Origin of the sequence: Moritella sp. 36 (assembly GCF_018219415.1) — a bacterium.
In the GTDB taxonomy this organism is placed as follows: domain Bacteria; phylum Pseudomonadota; class Gammaproteobacteria; order Enterobacterales; family Moritellaceae; genus Moritella.
This window is the reverse complement of sequence record NZ_CP056120.1, coordinates 4,251,366-4,270,063: the sequence shown is the minus strand read 5'-3', so window position 1 is coordinate 4,270,063 and position 18,698 is coordinate 4,251,366. Positions and strand designations below refer to the sequence as shown.

Here is an 18,698-nt window from a genome sequence, read left to right as displayed (position 1 = left end):
AAAAAGGTATTAAATAGTTTATGTAAAAAATGATATGAATATTTTACATATATGTATCTAGTTAGGGCTGGAATTGCGGCTTCGGTAATTTTTACACCTGTTTATTAACAATTTACTGGTTTTTTATGTTATATTCCGCGCCACGTTTAGTTGGTGGTGTTACGTTTACTGCTATCTATGGACTTTAATAATATTGTGGAAAAGAAAATATGACGGAAGTTATCGACTTTATCAATGGGCTGCTGTGGGGCTCTGTACTGATTTATTTACTTATCGGTACGGGTCTGTATTTTACCTTTAAATTAGGTTTTATTCAGTTCCGCCATTTTACTCACATGTTCTCTGTTCTTGCTGGTAGCCGTAAAAGCAGCTCTGAAGGTGTATCATCATTTCAAGCGTTATGTACAAGTCTAGCTGCACGTGTTGGTACTGGTAACCTTGCAGGTGTTGCTGTAGCAATTACTGCGGGTGGTCCTGGTGCGGTATTCTGGATGTGGTTAATTGCTGTTATTGGTATGGCGACTAGTTTTGCTGAGAGTGCATTAGCACAATTATTTAAAACCAAAGATGCTGACGGCAACTTCCGTGGTGGTCCCGCTTACTACATGGAAAAAGGTCTAGGCCGTCGTTGGATGGGTGTTGTATTCTCTGTCTGCCTAATCATTGCATTTGGTTTAGTATTTAACGCTGTTCAGTCTGATGCGATTGCTAATTCAATGCACAATGCGTTTGGTTTTGATAAAGCTATCGTTGGTATCGTATTAGTTGTATTTACAAGCTTTATCATTTTTGGTGGTCTACGTATGATCGGCGCATTTGCTGAAATCGTAGTGCCATTCATGGCGCTGGCTTATATTCTTATTGCGTTTGTTGTTGTTGCAATGAACATTTCAGAAATACCTGCTATTTTCGAACTCATCATTAAATCTGCATTCGGCTTAGAAGAAGCTGCTGGTGGCGCATTAGGTGTTGCTATGATGCAAGGTATTAAACGTGGTTTATTCTCGAATGAAGCGGGTATGGGTAGTGCGCCGAATGCGGCTGCAAGTGCGGCACCATTCCCTAATCACCCTGCATCACAAGGTTATGTTCAGATGCTAGGTGTATTCATTGATACTATTGTTATCTGTACTGCGACTGCGTCTATCATTCTACTCTCAGACCTTGGTGATACATCGGGTATTGGTGGCATCGAATTAACTCAGCATGCATTGTCATCTCATGTAGGCGGTTGGGGTAGTACCTTTGTTGCTATTGCTATTCTATTCTTTGCATTTACGTCAATTGTTGCGAACTATTCATACGCAGAAACAAGTATCTTATTTTTGAACCGAGATTCAAAAGTAATGGTATGGATCTTCCGTGCTGCTGTTTTAGGTATGGTTATGTTTGGTGCTGTTGCGAAATCAACTCTGATTTGGAACATGGCTGATGCATCAATGGGCTTGATGGCACTAGTCAATATTATCGCCATCTTAATGTTGTCTAAGTATGTCATCATCGTTGCGAAAGATTACAACAAACAACTCGCTGAAGGTAAGACGCCTACATTTGATAGTGCTGAATACCCTGAAATTGATAAAAAGATTAACAGTGAAATTTGGAATTCTAAATGTAAAAAGTAGTATTGTAGTTACTTTACATTAGCATTGTAAAATTAGAAAAAGCCACTCATTACAGTAATGAGTGGCTTTTTTATTAGGTATTAATTGAGTCGTAATAAAATCGTATTAAATTGACGAAATCAAAGTGGTTAGAGTTTTAGCTCTACCCTCTTTATGGTTAAATTAGAGTTTTAATACTGACCACATAGGATTAAGTCATGAATAAATTAGCAACTCTAGCGTCAGCAATGCTATTAAGTTTCTCTGTAAATGCTGCACAGGAAGTGTCAGGTGTTTCAGTTCCAGATAATGTATCTCTTGAAGGCGCATCACTTAATTATCAAGGTGCGGGTGTTCGTAGTAAATTCTTTATTGATCTGTACGTTGGTTCGCTATTTACACAAAAAGTGAATAAAGATATAGTAACAAGCCAAGATGTAAGTGCAATTCGTCTGAATATTATTTCTGGGATGATTACGTCAGAGAAAATGGTATCGGCGATTAATGACGGTTTTCATGGTGCAACTGCAGGTAATACAGCGCCAATTTCAGCTGAAATTGCAGAGTTCATTAGTGTGTTTAGCGAAGAGATTGCTAAAGGTGATCAATTTACTTTAGTGAGTTCGCCAGGCAAAGGCTTAGTAACGTATAAAAATAATGAAAAGTTATCGACGATTAATAACGACGTTTTTCGTCAAGCGGTGTTGTCTATCTGGTTAGGTGATAAACCTGCTGATGATGATCTGAAAGACGATATGCTTGGTTTATAATTTATGTTTTAACAAGTGTTTAAACATGCAAATTAAGCGTAATAAAAATGGCTTACGGTTAAGAGTTAAATCTTAGCGTAAGCCATTTTTTATGCGTGTATTCTTTTTAAGTTATACATAGCGTAAGGAGCTCTTTCACTAGGTATTTACTTTTGTGACATCAATATAAAGGCGCAATGCTTGCCCTGGTTGGATATACTTCTGATTAGCCAGTCCATTCCATCTTACAAGGTCTTTAACTCTGACATTAAATTTATTGGCAATACGTGCAAGCGAATCGCCTGGACGGACTTTATAGGTAATATTACGCATAACACCTTTGCCATTAGTGCTCCCTTGTTTTTTACCTTGCCAAACCACGAGCTTTTGATTGACCTTCAGTGCATCTCTAGGCGCGATATTATTCCATTTGGCCAAACTTTTGTAGTTAACTTTATAGGCGCGTGAAATATCCCATAAGTTATCACCTGGTTGCACTTTATGTACCACTTTAAAACGGCCTGCTGGTTTTTCTTGGCGGCGCGTGATGCGTGATGATTCGCTAAATTTATAATAATCGAGTTCTTTCGCGGCCATTGGGATAAGTAACGCTTGTCCGATCTTGATTGTACTGCTGTCTAGATTATTTACCGAGGCAATGATCTTGCTTGAGGTATTATAGTTTTGCGCAACCTCGCTTAGGCTATCGCCTGACTTCACTTTATAGCGAACCCAGTTTAGACGACCCTTTGCGTCCGTTCTTGCTAATGCAGTTTTAAATTTTTCTACATTACCACTAGGAATTAATAACGTATGTGGTCCATTTGGTGCCGTTGCCCATTGGTTGAAACCTGGATTAAGACGTTGTAACTGAGCGACTTCCATGCCCGCTAAGTCAGCAGCAAGTGCTAAATCGATTTGACTGTCAACGTCAACTTGCTGAATTGCAGGCTCATTATCGATTACTGGCAGCGTGACATGGTATTTTTCTGGGTTTTGTAAAATATCAGCAAGTGCTAATAATTTAGGGACGTATGCCTCTGTTTCTTTTGGCAGAGACAGGGACCAGAAATCAGTCGGTAGACCGGCTTTTTGGTTACGCTTAATAGAACGTCCTACACGACCTTCGCCGGAATTGTAAGAGGCTAGGGCAGCCAACCAGTCACCTTTGAATCGGCGGTTTAGGTATTCCATATAGGTTAATGCGGCGCTGGTTGATGCCAGTACATCACGACGGCCATCGTACCACCAGTTTTGTTCGAGGCCGAAACGTTTCGCTGTACCTGGAACGAATTGCCACATACCCGATGCACTGCCGTGTGAGTAAGCAAAGGGGTCAAATGCACTTTCGACGACAGGTAATAGCGCTAGTTCTAGCGGTAAGTTACGACGCTCGAGTTCTTCAACAATAAGATATAGAAACGGTTCTGCACGCTGTGATACTGTTTTTAAGTGCTGTGGATGCTTCAAGTACCAATTACGGTGCTTTGCAATACGCGCATTATCGGGAATCGGAATGCTCATTTGCTCAGAAATACGCACCCAAACATTATCAATTGGCTTGACTGTAACGTCTTCGGCAATAATAAGTTTCGCAATTTTTTCTTCTGCAATACTATCTAAACCGCTCTCTTTATTACTGGCTTCTTGAGATTGGGCAACGACAGGCGTTATAGTAGTTTGCTCATCGTTACTACGATCTTCAGGTATCATTTGACACCCGGTCAGTAATATCAATACCGGAATGGATAATTTAAATTTCATATTCGTCTTATATTCGTCTTATATTAGTGAACAACCCGATATGCTAATCGCCAAGGGAAAACAAAGCAAGTGTATCATTTGGTGTATGTATGCTTATTTTCTGGTTAAAAATGATCTTTCCAGGCTCTTAATGCGGTGAATACAGCTTGCTCGCTGGTGAGTATATCAAGCAGTTTATGTTCCATAGCCATACTTACAGTTGCTTCGTTGGTGCGTAAGAAAACATTGATCTGCTTTTCACTTTTAAGGCTGTTGGGTACGGTTGGTAGTCCTTGCTGACGTAATTTTGCCGTATATTCTATGTGTTTTTTTAGTGCGCGATTTTGCGGTTCGACGGCATAGCAAAACATTAAATTAGCTTGGGTATATTCGTGTGCAGGGTATACATGAATGTTTTCATCTAATGCTTTAATACGTTGTAGTGATGAAAACAATTCTGTCGCGTTACCATCAAGAAGTCGACCGCAACCACCCGAGAATAGGGTATCTCCAGAAAATAACATGGCTTGGTTATAATAAACGACGTGTTCGCGTTTGTGTCCTGGTGTCGCCATAACGGTTAAAGCTAAACTATTATCTAATAAGCTTAACTGACTATTTTCGGTGACTAAGGTGACCGGAGCCTCTACATCGATAGCAATAGATGAGTAGATATTAATGGGTTGGGTTGATGCGGCTAGAATATCACTAATACCATCAATATGATCATAATGGTGATGAGTAATTAAAATGGCATCGAGAATTAAGTTCTGTTGATTGATAACCTGTAATACCGCGTCGGCTTGGCCTGGATCGACGATACAACAGTGATTATTTTCAGTATTTTTGATTAACCAAACATAATTGTCGTTAAATGTTGGTATAGAAATGACTTCAAGCATTGCATCGTTCTCTTTATGGGATTATCTTTAATTATATATAAAACAAAATTTTAGCGGATATTGCCGTGTTAATAAAACCTGCACATCATAAGCATGAGATAGCAATACCCCATTATTGGAACGATCTTCCAATGGGAGGGTGGCTTGCGAGTCAAATTCAGGCTCGGCTTGATGTTTGGTGCCCGAAAATATTTGGTTATCATTTACTAAAATTAGGTTCGCTAAGTGGTGAGCTTAATTGTTTTGGTAGCAGTATACAACACCAGGTAACGGCGACGTCAGAGCAAGGTGTGGGCGGGGTATTCATTGATCCTGCACATTTACCCTTTCAAGAAAATTGTATTGATGCTTGTATTTTAACCCAATCATTGGACTTTTCTGCCGATCCGCATCAAGTATTACGGGAGGTTGAGCGAGTCTTAACGGGTGATGGCTACCTGATCTTAAGTGGTTATAATCCGCTATCATTATGTGGTCTAGTTAAACTACTTGGCGTGAAGCGTTACCACCCTCCTTGGTCGGGTCGAATGTTTACCCCTGCACGTATTAAAGATTGGCTTGAATTACTCGGTTTTGAAATTATTCAAGATGAACGCTTTGGCTTTACGTCTTTTCTAGGTAAAAAACCATTAACTTGGTGGTCTGAGAGTTTCGGTCAAATGCATTTCCCTTCATTTTTGTCGGTTTACTTTATTGTAGCGCGTAAACGTCGAACGCCGATATCTCCCGTTAAAAATTGGTGGCAAGTGAGTCGAACTAATCGTCGTTTTATGCCGACTGGGGCGACACAAAAATTACCACATAAACTCTCTTAACCTTTCTTGACGATTTTACGACTGTATCAGGTGAATCGAACGCTAATTCATATTAGAATAGCGACAGTTTAATTTAGGTGGTGAGATTTATGTCGTTGGACAATGCAGAGTTAATACAGGGCGCGGGTCGCGTTATTGTTTTTGATACCGAAACAACCGGTATGAATACTGGCGCGGGTGGTGTACACATTGGTCACCGCGTGATTGAAATTGGTTGTATTGAGTTGTTCAATCGTCGTCCAACGGGGCGTACTTATCATGTTTATATCAAGCCTGACCGTTTGGTTGATCCTGAGGCGATCGCGGTACACGGTATTACCGATGAATTCTTACAAGACAAGCCCGCTTTTTCTACCATCGCAGACGAATTTATTGCCTTTATTGATGGTGCAGAACTGGTCGCTCACAACGCGTCGTTTGATATTAACTTTCTGGACCATGAATTTAGATTACTAAATAAAGGTCTACCTGAAACTAAAGAAATTTGTAAGATTACCGATACATTAGCTATCGCGAAGAAACTTTTTCCGGGTAAACGAAACAACTTAGATGTGTTGTGTACTCGTTATGGTATTGATAACTCGCACCGTACTCTGCATGGGGCATTACTGGATGCGGAGATCTTGGCGGAAGTCTATCTGTTTATGACAGGTGGCCAAACTAAATTGAATTTATCGCAAGAAGGTGCTAATTCACAAGGTGGGAATGGTATTCGTCGACTTGCTGCAACCCGAACGTTATTGAAAGTGGTGCAAGCAACAGATGATGAATTGAAAGCGCATGATGAACGACTTGGTATCGTTGGTGATGCATTGTGGCAAGTACACTAGGTAAGGACAAAAATGCGTAATATTTGGTTGCTATTGGCATTTATTGGTGCTGTTAGCATCAGTACTTTTACTTCAGCTAAAAGTGTTTATCAAACTAATGTTTATCAGACAAGTGATATCGCGTTATTGGATAACCGCTTTCGTGTTGATTATGGTATTAAGAAAATAACGTTTATTATTGCGCGTGAACGTTTTTCTAAAGCGGTTATTTTGGTTCGTCCCGACGGTAGTAAGGTTTATATTTGGGATAAGTCTGAGCGTGTTCATTGGATTGAAGGTAAAGAACATGACATTATAACCATTGAAAATCCAATGCCGGGGCCTTGGCAAGCACTCGGTAAGATCCAAGGTGATAACCGTATTCAATTATTGTCAGATGTACAACTGCAAGTTACTCGTTTACCTATTCAGCTTTATAGTGGAGAACGTATAAAAGTGAGCGGTGAACTACACCACTTGAAAAAGCGCCTTAATGCAACATATTTACGTGATACTGAACTGATTATGACTGCCTATGGTTATAACCGAACAGAAGACGAAAACTTTAATTTTACCTCTCAAGAACTGGCCAAGTTTAACGATAAAGGGGTGTTTTACGATGAAGTGCCTGAAGATGGTATTTTCACTACTTTTTTACAACTTGATTTAGCCACCGGTAAGTATAAGTTTGAAGTCGCGGTAAAAAATAATGCTTTTACTCGTAGTTTTAATCAAGACGTGGTTATTTTCCCTCGGCCAATAAAAACCCAAATGTTGCCTTTGCTCGTCGATAGTGATCCACAATTAAAACTTACCTTTGATGTTGAAGAGTTACAGCCCGAAAGTATTGTGATAAAAGGCAGTTTAGCATCGGTTAATGGTGGGCCTCGTGATGATTTTATTATTTATGGCGAAGCCAATATGAGTGAACAGGTTTATACGTTTGAACGACCGACTCATATCGGTGGTTATAATATTGAATTGGTTTTGTTTGCAACAACGAAAGCGGGACGAGAAATTACTATCAATATGCCATCGGAAGCATTTGTTATCCCTAAACCTATTATCATTGATAGTGCGTTAATTCCGATAGCAGCATCTCAGGCGAGTGCTACCGATGAGATTGCTGATGGTTTAGAAGTATCAGAAAATCAATGGAATTTATTATTGTGGGTGGTAGGTAGTTTGCTAACCTTACTCATTTTAGCTGTCGCGATATTGTTTAGCATTAAATTTTGGCAAAAACGTAAATTTGAAAAGGTCATATCTAATAAAATGGATGCAGATATCAGCACACCAGAACCGCTAAGTTCAAATGATGGGACGAATATGATGACTGATTTGGACCTTAATTCACTCGATAAATAGTTTGATATGTAATCAATTAGATGATGTATCAGATTTACGGAAGATAAGGTTCGCATAACGCAGTATTTCATTGTTCTTTCACGATTAACACTTGTTTAAAAATTGTAATGCAATTAAAGTCAATGTTAATAAGGTAGCCTTTATTTTGAAAGGTTATCTTATCGATGAACTGTTCAACTTAGATAGTCAAACTAAGATAGTAAACTTCTCAAATTAAGGTTAAAAATTATGGCAATTCAACGCACTTTTTCTATTGTTAAGCCTGATGCAGTAAGAAAAAATTTAATTGGTGCTATTTATTCTCGTATTGAAGCTTGTGGTTTAAGCGTTGTTGCGGCAAAAATGCTTCACCTTACCCGTGAGCAAGCGGAAGGTTTTTATGCAGAGCACAAAGGAAAAGTATTCTTCGAACCTTTAATGGACTTTATGACGTCTGGTCCTATCATGGTGCAAGTATTAGAAGGTGAAAATGCGATCACTTTCTACCGTGAATTAATGGGTACGACGAATCCGGAAAATGCAGCTGCGGGCACGTTACGTTGTGACTATGCTGAGAGCATGCGTTTTAATGCGGTACATGGTTCTGATAGTGAAGAATCAGCTGCACGTGAAATTGCCTACTTCTTTACTGAAAATGAAGTATGCACACGCTAATGAATTAGTGTCACGGGCTGTAAAGTCGTTGCGTAGTGATGCGTGATTAATTTGCTGCCCGGTTTTATGATTTTACCCACCTGTTACAACCTCCTTTCATATTATATCATTTCCTTTTTATCGCGGATATTCAGTCTTAGCTATTGTTATCTCAGCTTAATATTGGTTATTGAAAATAACGACTCATAAATTATTTTGTTTAATTCGGCTAATGCGCTAGCGTCTAGGCGTTAAACTTTGTACAATCCCGCGCCCTGAAACCTCAATTTTAGCATCGTCTTTTTTATCCAACTATTCTTAAAATATTGTTTAAAATTGAGTCTTAAATTGTTTCAAACCGAATAAAATAAATGACAGAGGCTCACTTCATGAGTAATAAAAAAATTAATCTATTAGACTTAGATCGCAAAGCGATGCGCCAATATTTTTCTGACATTGGCGAAAAACCATTCCGTGCCGATCAAGTAATGAAATGGATCTATCATGAAGGCTGTGATGACATTAATGAAATGACCAACTTGAATAAAAAGTTACGTGAAAAATTATTACGTGAAACTGTTATTGAAGCGCCTGAAATTAGTCAAGAACAACGTAGTGATGATGGCACAATTAAATGGGCATTAAAAGTTGATGGTCAGGAATATGAAACGGTTTATATTCCTGACGGCGATCGTGCAACACTTTGTGTATCCTCACAAGTTGGTTGCGCACTAGAATGTACATTCTGCTCGACGGCACAACAAGGCTTTAACCGTAACCTGCGAGTATCAGAAATCATTGGTCAAGTATGGCGTGCAACACAAGTTATCGGCTTTAATAACAAGAAACGTGCAATCACCAATGTCGTAATGATGGGGATGGGTGAACCACTGCTTAACATGACAAACTTGATACCCGCATTAAACTTGATGCTAGACGATTACGGTTTTGGTTTATCAAAACGTCGTGTAACCGTATCTACTTCTGGAGTTGTACCTGCTTTAGATAAATTAGCAGATTCAATTGATGTTGCATTAGCTATTTCATTACATGCGCCAAATGATGCATTACGTGATGAACTTGTCCCTATTAATAAAAAATACAATATTGAAACGTTACTAGCATCCGTTAAAAACTATATTGGCAAATCAAATGCAAATCGTAAAAAAGTAACGATTGAGTATGTATTACTTGATCACGTGAATGATTCAACTGATCAAGCTCATGAATTAGCGCAGTTATTAAAAGATACGCCGTGTAAAATTAACTTGATCCCATTTAATCCGTTCCCAGGCAGTGATTATGGTAAACCAAGTAATAGTCGTATCGATCGTTTTAATAAAGTGCTGATGGAATACGAAAATACAGTAACAATTCGTAAAACCCGCGGTGACGATATTGATGCTGCTTGTGGCCAATTGGCTGGTGATGTAATCGACAGAACGAAAAGAACATTAAAAAAACGGATGCAAGGTGACGCGATTTCAGTCAAGATGAGTGACTGATACTTTTGACTAGATGGATTTAGGCATGAAACGTTTCGCTGTAGTAGGGTTGATGATAGTCGCACTGGCTGGATGTAGCACACAAAGTTACATTGAAACCAGTGCTGGTTTGAGTGATAATTCGGTTGATAAGACTGCAGCGGCCCGAAGCCGTCTAGCCTTAGCCTTAAAGTATGTTGAAATTGAAAACTATCAACAGGCGAAAATTAATCTTGATAAAGCCGTTAATTATGAATCAGACAATGCGGATATTTATTTAGCTTATGCGTATTACTATCAGAAGGTAAAAGAGTATAAACAAGCCGAAGAAGCCTATTTATATGCCATCAACCTTGCACCTGACAATGGTAATATTCATAATAATTTTGGTGTTTTCCTATGTGAAATAGCGCGTTTTGATGAAGCAGAGAGCGAATTTTTAACTGCAATCGCGGCTCCTGATTATAATAAAATTGCGAATAGTTATGAAAATGCGGGGCAATGTGCACTTGAAAATGGCGATAAACAGCTGGCATTAACCTACTTACAATCATCTCTTGCACATGCACCACAAAATTTAGAGGTACGGTTATCAGTTACTGAATTACACTATATGCTGGCTAGTTATGCGGTGGCCAAGCAACAATTAACGAAATATGAGTCAGTAACGAAGGTAACCGCACGCAGTCTTTGGTTGGGTTTTAATATTGCAGAAAAACAGAATGATTTGGCTACAGCTGAAGTATACAGTCGCCAATTATTAGCCCAATTTCCGTTAGCGACACAAACACAAAAATATATTAAAAATGACTATTGATTTAGAAGCCTCAAAAAATGCAGATACATCAGCTGAATTGCAAGATAATATCGACGTAATAACTGCTGGGCAGATATTACGGGATGCGCGTATTACATTAGGTGTTAGCGTGCAGCAAGTCAGTGATAATATTAACTTAAAATTATCTGTTATTAACAACATTGAAAAAAATGCTGCTAATAAAGATATTTCACAAACCTTTATACGTGGTTATATTCGTTGTTATGCCCGCTATTTAAATATTCCCGAAGATGATGTGCTTCGCGCTTATGATTGCCATAATGCAGAATGTGAACAACAAGCCGAGCTACAAAGCTTCTCGCGCCGAACAAAACTCGAAGCATCTGATAACCGCCTAATGCTCGTCAGTTACGGCATCGTTGGTTTTATGCTTGTCATATTCTTAATTTGGGGATTAGGCAGTGATAAGGCTGATATAGTCGTATCTGATCCTGTAGCAATAGAAGCCCTCGAATTAGTTGAATCACCTGAAGTCGTTGGTGCTGTAACCGTTATTGAGGACGAAGCGCCTTCACTTGTTGCACCAGCACAAGACGTTACTGAGCCCACTGTCGACGTGGTCGAAAAATCAGCACCCGCTGTTGTCGCTGAACAACCTGCAGTGACTACATCATCTGTCACCAATATTATTGATAATAAAGTAATTGCACCTCAGTCATTACTTCTCTCGTTTGTGGGCGATTGCTGGGTTCAAATTAAAGACAGTAACGGCAAAACGCTTTCGACAGGTGTGAGAAAAGCTGGTCAGACAATCCAATTACAAGGTTTAGCACCATTATCAATTAAACTAGGTGCACCAGAGCAAGTAACAATGAGTTATGCTGGTGAGCCAGTTGATTTATCAACCTTTAGACAAGGTCGACTTGCTAAATTTAAATTACCTTTTGAAGCTTAATTAACGAGTTATAAATATGCATCAGGAAAGTCCAATTATTCGCCGCCAATCGAAACAAATCATGGTTGGTAAGGTACCTGTTGGTGGCAATGCACCGATTGCAGTACAGTCAATGACAAATACCTTGACGACGGATGTGGCTGCAACCGTTGCTCAGATTAAAGCATTAGAAGCCGTTGGTGCTGACATTGTGCGTGTTTCCGTACCAACAATGGATGCGGCAGAAGCATTTAAACTGATTAAACAGCAAGTAGACGTGCCATTGGTTGCCGATATTCACTTCGATTACCGTATCGCCCTTAAAGTGGCTGAGTACGGCGTTGATTGCTTGCGCATTAACCCTGGTAATATCGGTAACGAAAGTCGTATCCGTTCTGTGGTTGATTGTGCCAAAGATATGAATATTCCAATTCGTATTGGTGTTAACGGTGGTTCATTAGAACGTGAAATTCAAGAGAAATACGGTGAACCAACACCAGCAGCATTAGTTGAATCGGCAATGCGCCATGTTGATATTCTGCAGCGTTTGAACTTCGATCAATTTAAAGTCAGTGTTAAAGCATCGGATGTATTTCTGGCGGTCGAATCTTACCGTCAGTTAGCGAAATTGATCGAACAACCTCTGCATTTAGGTATTACTGAAGCGGGTGGTTTCAGAAGTGGTGCGGTTAAATCATCGGTTGGTCTTGGTATGTTACTGGCTGAGGGTATCGGTGATACGTTACGTATTTCCTTGGCGGCCGATCCAGTTGAAGAAATTCGCGTTGGTTTTGATATTCTAAAATCATTACGTATTCGTAGTCGTGGTATTAACTTTATTGCTTGCCCGACCTGTTCTCGCCAAGAGTTTGATGTAATCAGTACCGTGAATGCATTAGAAGAGCGTTTAGAAGATATTATTATCCCAATGGACGTGTCTATCATCGGTTGTGTGGTCAATGGACCAGGCGAAGCGGAAGCTGTACAAATTGGTGTGACGGGTGGCAGTAATAAGAGCGGTTACTATCTTGATGGCAAACGTCAGAAAGAACGTTTTGATAATAACGACATGATTGATCAGTTAGAGGCTAAAATTCGTGCAAAAGCTGCGATGATGGACCCTGAAAATATCATCGTAACTGACGTTAAAGCGTAATTTTACCGTAAAAGGTGTTGAAATTAGGATAAATATCCGACTAACACCTTTGAATATTTTACCTCGACGTAGAAACTCCTTATAATCTGGGGTTATATGTCTTTTATAATTTTCGAGAGTGACCGTGGCTAAACCTATCCAAGCAATTCGTGGCATGAATGATTGCTTACCAGAACAAACGCCGGTATGGCAAAAAGTAGAATCAGTATTACGTGATACTGTTGCAGCCTATGGCTACTCTGAAATTCGTATGCCAATCGTTGAATCTACGAATTTATTCAAGCGTGCGATCGGCGAAGTAACAGACGTTGTTGAAAAAGAAATGTACACGTTTGATGACCGTAACGGTGACAGCCTAACACTACGCCCTGAAGGCACAGCGTCAACAGTGCGTGCTGGTATTCAAAATGGTTTGTTGTATAACCAAGAGCGTCGTATGTGGTACATAGGTCCTATGTTCCGTCACGAGCGTCCTCAAAAAGGTCGTTACCGTCAATTCCACCAATTCGGTGTTGAAATTTTTGGTCTTAAAGGTGCGGATACTGATGCAGAAGTTATTTTATTAACGGCGCGTCTGTGGAAACTACTTGGTATTGAGCAACATGTGACATTACAGCTGAACTCGCTGGGTTCGTCTGAAGAACGTAGTGCACATAAAGACGCATTAATTAGCTTCTTAGAAGGTTTTAAAGACCAGCTTGATGAAGAAAGCCAACGTCGTATGTATACTAACCCATTACGAGTACTAGACAGCAAAAATCAAAATGTTCAAGCACTGCTTACAGATGCACCAAGCCTAGCTGATTACTACGGCGAAGAAACTAAAGCGCATTTCGATGGTCTATGTAAGATGTTAGATAGCGCAGGCGTTAACTATCAAGTTAATGACCGTTTGGTTCGTGGCCTTGATTATTATAACTACACTGTATTTGAGTGGGTAACAGAAAGCTTAGGCGCTCAAGGTACAGTTTGTGGTGGTGGTCGTTATGATGGCTTAGTTGAACAATTGGGTGGCAAAGCAACGCCAGCAGTTGGTTTTGCACTGGGTATCGAACGTTTAGTATTATTATTAGAAACCTTAGAGTTAACAGCTGATATCGCAGGCGCCGTTGATGTTTATATTGCGGCATTAGGCGAAGGCGCTGATATCCATGGTATGTTATTAGCAGAACAGTTACGTGACCAAATGCCGAATGTGAAATGTATGATGCATAACGGCGGCGGTAACTTTAAGAAACAACTTAAACGAGCTGATCAAAATGGCGCTAAAGTAGCACTTATTCTGGGTGGCGACGAAATCGAAAATAAACAAGTAACTGTGAAAGATCTGACTGGTAAAACAGAGCAGAAAACTATCGCAGTCACTGAATTAGTAAACCAATTAACAACGCTACTAAACAAGTAATCAATACTGTTTAGTTGTGTTTTAAAATTAAGGGTGAGACGTGGAAGGTTACGCTACTGAAGAACAACAAGTTGAAGCGCTGAAATCATGGTGGAAATCTCATGGTAATGCGGTTATTTTTGGGACTGTACTTGGCCTAGCTGGCTTAGTTGGCTTTCGTTATTACAACGATAGCCAGTTAACAGCACAAGAAGAACTCTCGGCTGCTTATGATACTGTTGTGACTGAATTATCTGAAAATGGACTTGCAGCAAAGGCGACAACTCAGACGTTTATTGATGCGAACAGCGGTAATGCTTACGCAACATTAACAGCATTGCAACTTGCCGCTGAAGCAGTGAAAAAACAAGATTTTACGGAAGCTGAAAAGCAACTTAGCTGGGTAGCGACAAACAGCAATCAAGCAAGTATCTTACCGATTGCTAATATTCGTCTAGCACGAGTTCAAGCGCAGCTACAAAACTTTGATGTTGCACTGGCGACACTGGATAAAGTGACACTTGATACATTTGCGAGTAAGAAAGCAGAAGTAAAAGGTGATATCTACGTACAGCAAGGCGATTTAGACGCGGCTCGTAGTGCTTATAAAGCAGCATTAGCGGGTGTCGGTGCGAATACTCAGTTGTTACAATTAAAACTTGATGACCTTGCTATTACAGACGTTGCAGACGATCTTGATGCTGCTATCGCAGGAGAGCTGAATGACCAATAAGCTGAGAACACTTACAACAGCTGCGGTTCTTTCGGTTTTTTTACAAGGTTGTTCTTTATTTAGTGATGATGAGGAAGTGTATTCACCACTACCTGTCATTCAAGCTGAATTTACGCCAGAAATTGAATGGCGCAAGAGCATTGGCTCGGGTGTTGGCGAGTATTACTCTCAGACGCGAACCTTACTTGTAAATGGTCAGCTTTTTGCCGCAAGTCGTGACGGTTTAGTGAAAGCGTTGGACCCGATTTCAGGTGATGAAATTTGGACTCAAGACTTATCTGAACAAGCGGTATTTAACCGTTTTGATGACAGTGATAATGCGTTACTGTCGGGTGGTATAGCTGCTGGTTATGGCATGGTATTTGTTGGTAGTGAAAATGCAGTATTATTTGCGTTAAACGACAAAACCGGTGAAGTGATCTGGCAAGTTGAAACTGATGGTGAAGTGATCGCGAGTCCTGTCGTTGATGAAGGCCTTGTTATTATCCAAACGGGTAGTGGTAGCTTGGTTGGTTTTGACGTTCAGACGGGTGAACAGCGTTGGATCCAAAGCTCAGAATTACCAGCTTTGACTTTACGTGGTAATAATTCGCCAATCACCACTAATGGAGCAGCGATTTATGGTCGCAGTGATGGTAAACTAGCGGCAGTATTCCTTGCTAATGGTCGATTGATCTGGGAAGTGAACGTTGCCAAGCCAAAAGGCGCGAATGACATTGACCGTCTAGTTGATGTAAATGGCCAAGCGGTAGCGCGTGGTACTGATGTTTATACATCTGCTTTTAATGGTGAGTTAATGGCCATTGAATTGCGTTCTGGTAAGGTGCTTTGGAAACGTGCTTACGCGTCGGTAAAAGATCTTACTGTGGCGGGCTTCGAGCTATTTTTAACTGATACGGAAGGTCGTATTCATGCAATTGACCGTCGTAATGGCCTTACTTTATGGTCACAGAATCGCTTAGCACTACGCGGTGTAACTGCACCAGTTGTCTCGGGTAACAATATTGTTGTCGGTGATAAAGAAGGCTATTTACACTGGCTAGATCGTAAAACCGGTAAGTTGGTTGCACAACAATTAATTGATAGTGATGGACTATTTTCTAAAGCATTGAACTCAGAAAAATACCTCTATGTTCAAAGCCGCAGTGGTAAATTGGTTGCTGTAAAGAAACCAATTTAAATCCCTAGATAGAATACCATCAAAATAATTTATTGCGCCGAGAGGCGCATTTTGTCCTTTTAAATAAGTGACTTTCATTTTACTAGAGCCGTATTGAGGCTGAGGTTATATATGACCCCTGTAATTGCATTGGTTGGACGCCCTAATGTTGGTAAATCAACATTGTTCAACCGCTTAACTCGTACCCGGGACGCACTTGTTGCCGATTTCCCAGGGTTAACTCGTGACCGTAAATATGGACAAGCTAACTTAGCTGGTCGTGAGTTCATTGTAGTTGATACCGGCGGTATTAATGGCGATGAAGAAGGGATTGATGCAAAAATGGCTGATCAGTCGCTACTGGCGATTGAAGAAGCTGATGCCGTATTATTTTTAGTAGATGCACGTGCAGGCTTAACGGTTTCTGACCAAGCAATTGCTGAACATTTACGTAAACAAGAGAAAAAAGTATTTCTTGTTGCCAACAAAGTAGATGGCCTCGATGGCGATGTTGCTGTTGCTGAATTCTATGCGCTTGCACTTGGTGATATTTACCAAATTGCAGCATCGCAAGGTCGTGGTACTAATATTCTTATTGAAGAAGCATTAGCACATGTTGAAGTTGCTGACCTTGAAGATGAGGAAGAATTCTCTGACGCAGACCCTTTTGTAAATGGTGAGTTATTACCAGAAGAAGAGGAAGGTGAGGAACGCGACGAAGATTATGCGAGTTTACCGATTAAATTAGCGATGATTGGTTGTCCTAACGTTGGTAAATCAACGTTAGTTAACCGTATCTTAGGTGAAGAGCGCGTTGTTGTTTATGATATGCCGGGTACCACTCGTGACAGTATTTACATACCGATGGAGCGTGATGGTCGTAACTACATGCTTATCGATACAGCAGGTGTACGTCGTCGTAAAAATATCAATGAAGCGGTTGAGAAGTTCTCGATTGTTAAAGCATTACAAGCAATTGATGATGCTAATGTTGTATTAATGGTATTTGATGCACGCGTTGGTGTAACAGCACAAGATTTAACCTTGTTAGGCTTTGCAATTAACTCTGGTCGCTCAATTGTGATTGCAGTGAATAAGTGGGATGGTCTAGATACTGACGTGAAAGATCGTATTAAATCTGAACTGGATCGTCGTTTAGGCTTTATTGACTTTGCACGTATTCACTTTATCTCTGCATTACACGGTACTGGTGTTGGTCACTTATTTGAATCGATTACAGAAGCATTCGACTCATCAACTAAGCGTGTATCAACGTCTATGTTAACGCGTATTATACGTATGGCTGTGGATGATCATCAGCCGCCAATGCATGCTGGTCGTCGTGTTAAGCTACGTTATGCGCACGCGGGTGGCTATAATCCACCATTGATTGTTGTGCATGGTAATCAAGTAACAAAATTAGCGAATTCATATCGCCGTTATTTGATCAACTACTTCCGTCGTTCATTAAAAATCATGGGTACACCGATTAAGGTTGAATTCCGTGACAGTGACAATCCGTTTGCTGATAAGAAAAATAGCTTATCATTATCGCAACAGAAAAAACGTCGCCGTATGATGTCGCACTATAAGAGTAAAAAATAATAGTGTAAGTTTTTATTGATAGAAAGGTCTGTTTTTACAGGCCTTTTTTTATGCTTGAAAATCAGTGACAGGAATATTTAAATCATATTTGCGGTGTTTAACTGTATACCTTAGCGCAAAGACTGATACTATTTGTGATTAACTGAATACCTGTATTTAAGCTGCAGATATTCAGTGCCGCACTACACTATTAGTAGTGCTAGGTGTAAATAGGGATATAGGTTAATGAATATGGATAGCGTGAGAGGTTTTGTTTGACCATAGTTGCAGTCGTGTATTTTTCGGCGTCAGGTTCAACTCAGGCCCTGGCTCGAGAAGTTATCTCAGGCATTAACACCGTTGAGGATGTTAAAGTCATTGAATGTCAGATACAAGCTTGGGACATGTTCGAAGGCCGTTTTGATAATGATGAATTGATGTGTCTGCTTGATAATGCCGATGCCATTATATTTGGATCGCCAACTTATATGGGTGGTGTTGCAGGTCAGTTTAAAGCATTTTCAGATGCGACAAGTGAGCGTTGGGATAGCCAACAATGGCGTAATAAATTTGCTGGTGGCTTTACCGTTGGTAGTTGCCTTAACGGTGATCAGGCAAACACGGTTCAATATATGGCGACATTAGCCAGTCAGCATGGCATGTTATGGATTGGACTCGATATTGCGGGTGGTTATAATAGCGTGGGGCTAAATCGTCTCGGATGTCAGTTAGGTGTTGTTGGGCATAATCCTGAAGGGGAAGTTCACCGCAGTGATCTGGATACCGCCAAATACTTAGGGCGTCGTATAGCGATCATCACAAAGACCTGTGCTTATGAATTACAGGCCTTATCGTTATAATTA

17 protein-coding genes are annotated in these 18,698 nt (G+C 40.2%); 15 read left to right on the top strand and 2 right to left on the bottom strand.

The window, feature by feature from the left end; all coding sequences use genetic code 11:
* Positions 1 to 209: 209 nt before the first annotated feature.
* Both HWV03_RS18865 and HWV03_RS18860 read left to right on the top strand, forming a co-directional pair.
* Positions 210 to 1,625 carry an alanine/glycine:cation symporter family protein gene (locus HWV03_RS18865; RefSeq protein WP_211677351.1) on the top strand — a complete coding sequence of 472 codons (1,416 nt, stop codon included), beginning with the start codon at positions 210 to 212 and terminating at the stop codon, positions 1,623 to 1,625.
* 197 nt (positions 1,626 to 1,822) lie between these two features.
* Positions 1,823 to 2,374 (top strand): chalcone isomerase family protein, encoded by a 552-nt coding sequence (locus HWV03_RS18860; protein ID WP_211677349.1) that lies wholly within the window; start codon positions 1,823 to 1,825, stop codon positions 2,372 to 2,374.
* Positions 2,375 to 2,512: 138 nt separating this feature from the next.
* Here the strand turns inward: HWV03_RS18860 and HWV03_RS18855 are convergent, their stop codons facing one another.
* Both HWV03_RS18855 and gloB read right to left on the bottom strand, forming a co-directional pair.
* A complete protein-coding gene (locus tag HWV03_RS18855) occupies positions 2,513 to 4,117 on the bottom strand; it encodes a lytic transglycosylase (RefSeq protein WP_211677347.1) in 1,605 nt (534 codons plus the stop codon).
* Between the two features lie 104 nt (positions 4,118 to 4,221).
* Entirely contained in the window at positions 4,222 to 4,998 is a 777-nt protein-coding gene (gene gloB / locus HWV03_RS18850) for a hydroxyacylglutathione hydrolase (RefSeq protein ID WP_211677345.1), read from the bottom strand.
* A 65-nt stretch (positions 4,999 to 5,063) separates the two neighbouring features.
* Between gloB and HWV03_RS18845 the strand changes: the two genes are divergently transcribed.
* The 13 genes from HWV03_RS18845 (at position 5,064) to HWV03_RS18785 (ending at position 18,695) form a co-directional block, all read left to right on the top strand.
* The gene (locus HWV03_RS18845) at positions 5,064 to 5,813 is read left to right on the top strand and encodes a class I SAM-dependent methyltransferase (RefSeq protein WP_255546920.1); all 750 of its coding nucleotides are present in this window, start codon (positions 5,064 to 5,066) and stop codon (positions 5,811 to 5,813) included.
* Positions 5,814 to 5,902: 89 nt separating this feature from the next.
* The gene (gene dnaQ, locus HWV03_RS18840) at positions 5,903 to 6,643 is read left to right on the top strand and encodes a DNA polymerase III subunit epsilon (protein ID WP_211677343.1); all 741 of its coding nucleotides are present in this window, start codon (positions 5,903 to 5,905) and stop codon (positions 6,641 to 6,643) included.
* 12 nt (positions 6,644 to 6,655) lie between these two features.
* The gene (locus HWV03_RS18835; protein WP_211677341.1) at positions 6,656 to 7,990 is read left to right on the top strand and encodes a TIGR03503 family protein; all 1,335 of its coding nucleotides are present in this window, start codon (positions 6,656 to 6,658) and stop codon (positions 7,988 to 7,990) included.
* 228 nt (positions 7,991 to 8,218) lie between these two features.
* Positions 8,219 to 8,644 carry a nucleoside-diphosphate kinase gene (gene ndk, locus HWV03_RS18830; RefSeq protein WP_211677339.1) on the top strand — a complete coding sequence of 142 codons (426 nt, stop codon included), beginning with the start codon at positions 8,219 to 8,221 and terminating at the stop codon, positions 8,642 to 8,644.
* A 368-nt stretch (positions 8,645 to 9,012) separates the two neighbouring features.
* A complete protein-coding gene (locus HWV03_RS18825) occupies positions 9,013 to 10,128 on the top strand; it encodes a bifunctional tRNA (adenosine(37)-C2)-methyltransferase TrmG/ribosomal RNA large subunit methyltransferase RlmN (protein WP_211677337.1) in 1,116 nt (371 codons plus the stop codon).
* Between the two features lie 25 nt (positions 10,129 to 10,153).
* Positions 10,154 to 10,924: a type IV pilus biogenesis/stability protein PilW gene (pilW, locus tag HWV03_RS18820; RefSeq protein WP_211677335.1), complete on the top strand. Its 771-nt coding sequence runs from the start codon at positions 10,154 to 10,156 to the stop codon at positions 10,922 to 10,924.
* Positions 10,914 to 11,840, top strand: a complete 927-nt coding sequence (locus HWV03_RS18815) for a RodZ domain-containing protein (RefSeq protein ID WP_211677333.1) — start codon at positions 10,914 to 10,916, stop codon at positions 11,838 to 11,840. Before pilW ends, HWV03_RS18815 begins: the two co-directional genes overlap by 11 nt.
* A gap of 16 nt (positions 11,841 to 11,856) precedes the next feature.
* Positions 11,857 to 12,975, top strand: coding sequence for a flavodoxin-dependent (E)-4-hydroxy-3-methylbut-2-enyl-diphosphate synthase (gene ispG / locus HWV03_RS18810; RefSeq protein WP_211677331.1), 1,119 nt, complete (start codon positions 11,857 to 11,859; stop codon positions 12,973 to 12,975).
* Between the two features lie 124 nt (positions 12,976 to 13,099).
* On the top strand, positions 13,100 to 14,380 hold the full coding sequence (gene hisS, locus HWV03_RS18805; RefSeq protein ID WP_211672965.1) for a histidine--tRNA ligase: 1,281 nt from the start codon (positions 13,100 to 13,102) through the stop codon (positions 14,378 to 14,380).
* A 40-nt stretch (positions 14,381 to 14,420) separates the two neighbouring features.
* Positions 14,421 to 15,092, top strand: coding sequence for a YfgM family protein (locus HWV03_RS18800; RefSeq protein WP_211672964.1), 672 nt, complete (start codon positions 14,421 to 14,423; stop codon positions 15,090 to 15,092).
* Positions 15,082 to 16,272, top strand: coding sequence for an outer membrane protein assembly factor BamB (gene bamB, locus HWV03_RS18795; RefSeq protein WP_211677329.1), 1,191 nt, complete (start codon positions 15,082 to 15,084; stop codon positions 16,270 to 16,272). The genes HWV03_RS18800 and bamB overlap by 11 nt, the downstream gene beginning before the upstream one ends.
* A gap of 111 nt (positions 16,273 to 16,383) precedes the next feature.
* Entirely contained in the window at positions 16,384 to 17,856 is a 1,473-nt protein-coding gene (gene der / locus HWV03_RS18790; RefSeq protein ID WP_211672962.1) for a ribosome biogenesis GTPase Der, read from the top strand.
* Positions 17,857 to 18,110: 254 nt separating this feature from the next.
* Positions 18,111 to 18,695, top strand: coding sequence for a flavodoxin family protein (locus HWV03_RS18785; protein WP_211677327.1), 585 nt, complete (start codon positions 18,111 to 18,113; stop codon positions 18,693 to 18,695).
* The last annotated feature ends 3 nt before the right edge of the window (positions 18,696 to 18,698 follow it).